Origin of the sequence: Acidovorax sp. HMWF018, from assembly GCF_003061035.1 — a bacterium.
Classification (GTDB): domain Bacteria; phylum Pseudomonadota; class Gammaproteobacteria; order Burkholderiales; family Burkholderiaceae_C; genus Acidovorax; species Acidovorax delafieldii.
In genome coordinates this window covers 1-5007 of record NZ_QAIM01000039.1, presented here as the reverse complement: position 1 = coordinate 5007, position 5007 = coordinate 1, and the positions used below count along the sequence as shown (strand labels likewise).

Here is a 5007-nt window from a genome sequence, read left to right as displayed (position 1 = left end):
CCGTTGCACTCTTGCAGCACATTGAGGTATTCAGGGTCGAAGTCGAAGTGAGGGTAATCATTTCGGATCATTCGCCGCATTTCGTCTAGTTCTGACGGGGAAAGGGGACCCACATTGGTGGCGATGACAAATTGGAGAGGCATGTCTTTCGAGCGTTGGGCAATGTCCGCTAGTGGCCGAATTCTGCCGTAGATGATCGCATGGACACGCGGATTCGCCACCTGCAACCGGTGTCGGGCGGAGTGGTCAGATCGAGACGGGCTCGGTGGTCAGGCGCGCCCGGAATACGCACTGGCACAATGCATTCGCACCGAATCAGGAACATGCGACCAGATGGCCAAGATGAACGTGATGCGGGGGAAAGTCCGAGCCCCCACGCCAGAAGAAGCGAAGGCGAGTGCGGGCAAACCCATGCGTTGGGCAACACGCGAACAATCCGGGCTGGCCGTCTCTATCTGTGACCTTACCCGCAAAGAAACCGGACTGGCTTGCAAGTGTGTCTGCCCGGCCTGCGGCAGCGCCCTCCAAGCGGTGAATGCTGGGGTCGATAGAGAGCATTTCCTGCGCGCGAATACGCTCGGCCAGTTCTTTCGCCATGAGAGCGGTCAACAACGTGACAACTGCCTTGTCGTCATGGGGCGGATCGCCGCCCTGCAGCTGCTCATCGACCGCGGAGAAATTGACCTGCCACCACCTACGCGTCGGGCACATGTTCAAGGTCTATCCGGGCATCTGTACCCTGGCGAGGCGACCGCAACGCGCCAGCGCATGCATGTGGCCGAACACCGGTGGATCGACTCCCAGCTTGCTTCCATCACCCTTGATGACGGCCACATCGTATTGATTCGCCTTGACACTCAACGCACGGTGAAAAACGAAGGCGACTATGACGCCATCATCACGATTACCGTAGACAACCCGGTTGTTGCATCGTGGGATATGGCTGAAATCCTCGCCCGTATGCAACTAGGCGACCAGGTTCAGTCCTGCTGGGACAAGCATTGGGAGGATGACGAACTCAATCGCTTGGCCAGACAAGACGCCGAGAGGCAAGCCGAAGAGTACCTTGACCGCCTGCCCTCGGAGCTGGGCCATCTGGAAGGACTCACCAAGGCCCAGCAGTCCGAAAGCGTCCTGCACCACGTGATCAAGTCAATCCTCCTGCGGGCCAACTCGATCTCCACGCCTCCCTACTCTCTGCCTCTGCACCGGTACATGGCGGACGGCGACACAGTCAGCCGTGAGGTTGTGCTTGCCCTTGGGGATCTGAATCTGAGTGGCTTGTCCTCGGAGTCGCAGTTAGCAGGGATCGTGGCGGACATCTATTGCCGCGCGCATTCTGCGCGCCATGATTCATTCGATCTCATCATTGAAGTGGCAGTGACACACAGGGTCGACGAGGACAAGAGCAAAAAGATCAAGACCATGGATATCGCCTGCCTTGAAATCGATGTGCGAGGTTTTCGTCAAAGGGGCCGAATTACTGTGGCCGAACTCGCTGACGAGGTCTTGCGAAACCCGCAGAACAAGCGCTGGATCCACCACCCGTTGATGGCGCAAAAATTTGCTGAGGAACATCAGGCACTTGATGAGCAAGAAAAGACCACAAGGGAAGCAATAGAGCGGCAGCGTCACACTCGCGGATGGCTCGATTCATTGACACAAGAGCAATTGCTTGGGATCTACCTTCAGGCCCTGGTTCACTATTGGAAGTGGGGCGTGGACAGTGAAGTTGCTGGCCATTTTGTCGAGCTGTCCGACCTCAGTAGCCGACTGGTATCTATGGGACTCACCGGTGCCGCTGCGCCCCCCATTGTTGAAAATGGCGGTGTGCTTCACTTTCTACACCTGTGCAAGACGTACAGCCATGCCCCGGTGCCAGCCAACATCTCGCTCACCGAGATGTGCAGCACCCTCGCGCAATCACGATACTTTCGGTCGCTCATCACATACTGCCTGGTGGGGATCAAGGTCTACCAACCGTTGATCCGAGGCGCACAGGGACCCGAGATGCAGGCCATCCGAACGCATATCCTGACCTCATTGCAGAGCGGTGAGAGCCACTTTGCCCGGTTGCGGAAGTTCGACGCCCTCATTGGCGCTCTGTTTCCTGAACTCGCCACCAGCCTGGCAGCTGCGTTGGGCACTGAGGATCATGCACAGGCATTGCAGCGTGAAAAGCGAAAGAGAGAGTCTGAGCGGCACGAAAAGGAGCAGGCCTCCCGTGCAGCACTCGAAGCATCAATGAAGCACGAGGCAAGCAGGCACGCTGTCACACAGGCCATTTTTGATGCGACGCGGGGCGGGTGGCTACCAAAACTTGGCCTTGCAAGTGATGTCGAGCAGATCCTAGCTACGCAGGAAATGCGGGTCGCGGCCAAAAGATTCATGGCACATGGCTTTGATGTGCAGGATGTGATTTCGTCTGCATGGAGTGCGCGTGAAAACGGCACCACAGCGTACGCCTGGTTCCAAACCCGGTACTTCGGCGACGCGGCTGAGGTGCACAAGCTCAAGGATCTCTTAAAGCTGGGGTGGATGCTTTGAACCTTGAGGCTGCAGATGCTCAAGCCAGGGCCAGTTGGATAAAAAAAACCGAGCTGCGCAGCCGGTGGAGATCACCAGTCAATCCTGCGCCATAACCACCTGCAGCAGGTATCTTCCGATTAAGAATATATTTTCAAAAACGTAAGGAGAGTGAATTGAACAAGAAAATTGCAGTCTGCATTTCAGCATCAGCCACTTTATTGATTATCGGTTGTACCGAGAGCCCCAACACAGGAACACCCAATATTGAAGCAGCCGCTCCAAAAGTCCCGCCTCTAGAAAAGACAATAATGCTTAAAGATTTGGCCATTGGAAAGCCAATTAAAAGCATTAAGGGAGCAAAAGAGTACAGCAGTAAAATGTACATGTTTGACTATGAATACTTCGGGGAGAAACGGACGTTTAATGTTTCAACAAACGATGCGGGTTTAATAACCAAGTATCAGACAAGATTCAGCAGTGGATCCGAAAGTCTGAAATCTGCAATCGAGGAAAAGTTGAGCACCGAAAATGGAAGGCCGGTTAAGTTCAGTTGTGATGGCAGTAAGTTCTCACCAGATAGTAGCGCCGATATGGAAATAAAAACCTGCAAGATAGACAGTCTGAACGAGGTTTTAACTATTACCGAAACACGGATGCAACCAACGGCCAAATATGCTGGACTTCCTCAACTGCCCTCCGTAGTGACATCAATTGAGTTGGTGGGTACCGTTCTAAATTCGGAGGCAGAAGCTGCCAAAAAGAAGGCAGATGAAATCAAAGCCAAGGCCGCAGAAGCGAAACGGAAAAGTGACGTTTAACGGTCATGTGCATCGTTCACCAGTTGATGACGTGAGTTTGGTGCCGGCAGAGTATTGAGGTACGCCCGGCAAGCTCACCCAGCCCCACGGAATGTGGGCGCTGGGCGAATGCAGGGACGATGAAGGGGAGGAGGGCGCTAAGAGCTCAACTCAGCCAGGACCAGGTCCACCTCCAGCGAAAGATCCTCCCGCTGGGCTTGAATCCAGTTTGCGAGCGACCGTCGCGTCACGCCGTCGATGTTGTCACTGCGGACACTCTCGATGACTCGAAAAACATCCACCTTGCGCAACGAACTGATGTCGTCTGCGGCGATATGGATATACAGCGCATGCACGCTGTCGCTGATGCCCGCTACCGACGTGGTAATGGGAGGCTTTTCAGGGTGGATTGCCACATTTCTTCCTTGTAGAAAATGGGCTCTGTGCCCACCGGGCATCAGGCCCACATGGGATTACGGATAGCTCGATCCGAGCGTTTTGAATGAAGCGATTCGGATCGCAAAACCAAGCTGTCGATCAGGGTGAAGAAAATTCAACACCTCATCCACCCTTCGGTACCCTCAGCGAGAGCAATCCGGTTTGCTGAAGCACAGACACAATCTGGAGCTGGTCCTCGTTGAACCCCAGAGTGTTGAAAGTGCGCGAGCTGGCGAATCCTTGCCGAACTTGGACATGGACGCCGCTCTTGTCACGCGCGATGTGCTTGCGATCAGCAAAGGGCAAGCTTGCACTGGTCGTGACACGCAGGCCAAGATCGAAAGCCTTGGCCATCCAGCCACTGCTGTCGACAGACTCGGCACTGGCCACGTCGAACACCAGGAAATCCTTGGCGCCGCACGCAATGAGGAGGTCCTCACGCTTTACGCGCCGCAACCAGTCAGGGCCTTGTTGATTGCGAAGTTGCTGCAGCAGGGCTGCGTCATCAAAGGACACAGCGTAACGACGGCCATTACCGTCCAGCCACAGCGACCGCAGCTTGTGTTTCCAGTTTTTGCCGTGGTGCATCGCAAATCGCAAAGCAGCTTGGTATTGCTGGGCAGAGATGATGGTATCCATTGGGGAGTCCTTGTAGGCCTCCCCACATCCGGGGAAGGCCCGGATGGGAAAACGCAGCCTAAGGGACTGCAGGAATAGGGCTGCAACGATGCAGCAGGCAGAGCATGAGCTCAGGTGAGAACATTTTTGCATGGCGCACCGCTTTTATCCGTCAAATGCAACACAGAGCCCCACATCAATGACGATATCGGTCCGAATCGTGCCGATATCGATGACCTGAAAACCATCCAATCCCCATAGATTCATGGGATGCAAGCAACCACTCTAGGAATCAACGAGCCAACGACAAGCGCAGTGCAGCGTGACATCCCCGTGCATCGCATCCTGGTTGTACAGCTACTGGCAACAGTTGCAATCTGCGCCTCTGTAGGGTTCCTCATCGGCTTTGACCTCAACGCATTCCCCGACCAGGGCCTAGCCACATGGTCCGATACAGCCAAGGCCATTGCCGCTGTAGCCATTTTTCCGGCCATTGCTGTCTTTTGCGCAGCTCCTCATGTTGCGGTCAGTCTGGACGCAAGCGCATCAGGGCTGGCAGTTACCGCAACGGCGGCAATTTTGGGTGTCCCTGCGGTGCAAGCAGGGGTTCTTCAGGGGCTTGTTT

General features: G+C 55.0%; 5 protein-coding genes. 3 read left to right on the top strand and 2 right to left on the bottom strand.

Annotation, left to right across the window (positions count from 1 at the left end; all coding sequences use genetic code 11):
• The first annotated feature begins 333 nt into the window (after positions 1-333).
• The gene (locus DBR23_RS01135) at positions 334-2547 is read left to right on the top strand and encodes a hypothetical protein (RefSeq protein ID WP_108497028.1); all 2214 of its coding nucleotides are present in this window, start codon (positions 334-336) and stop codon (positions 2545-2547) included.
• Between the two features lie 155 nt (positions 2548-2702).
• Positions 2703-3347, top strand: coding sequence for a hypothetical protein (locus tag DBR23_RS29115; RefSeq protein ID WP_146191186.1), 645 nt, complete (start codon positions 2703-2705; stop codon positions 3345-3347).
• Between the two features lie 137 nt (positions 3348-3484).
• Here DBR23_RS29115 and DBR23_RS01130 read toward each other — a convergent pair whose 3' ends face one another.
• Both DBR23_RS01130 and DBR23_RS01125 read right to left on the bottom strand, forming a co-directional pair.
• Complete coding sequence (locus DBR23_RS01130; RefSeq protein WP_108497027.1) at positions 3485-3742, bottom strand: hypothetical protein; 258 nt, start codon at positions 3740-3742, stop codon at positions 3485-3487.
• A 145-nt stretch (positions 3743-3887) separates the two neighbouring features.
• The gene (locus DBR23_RS01125; protein ID WP_108497026.1) at positions 3888-4403 is read right to left on the bottom strand and encodes a hypothetical protein; all 516 of its coding nucleotides are present in this window, start codon (positions 4401-4403) and stop codon (positions 3888-3890) included.
• 249 nt (positions 4404-4652) lie between these two features.
• On the opposite strand from DBR23_RS01125, the gene DBR23_RS29110 reads away from it, so the two are divergent.
• Positions 4653-5007, top strand: a 355-nt coding sequence (locus DBR23_RS29110; RefSeq protein WP_146191185.1) for a hypothetical protein, incomplete at its 3' end; no start/stop codon positions are given.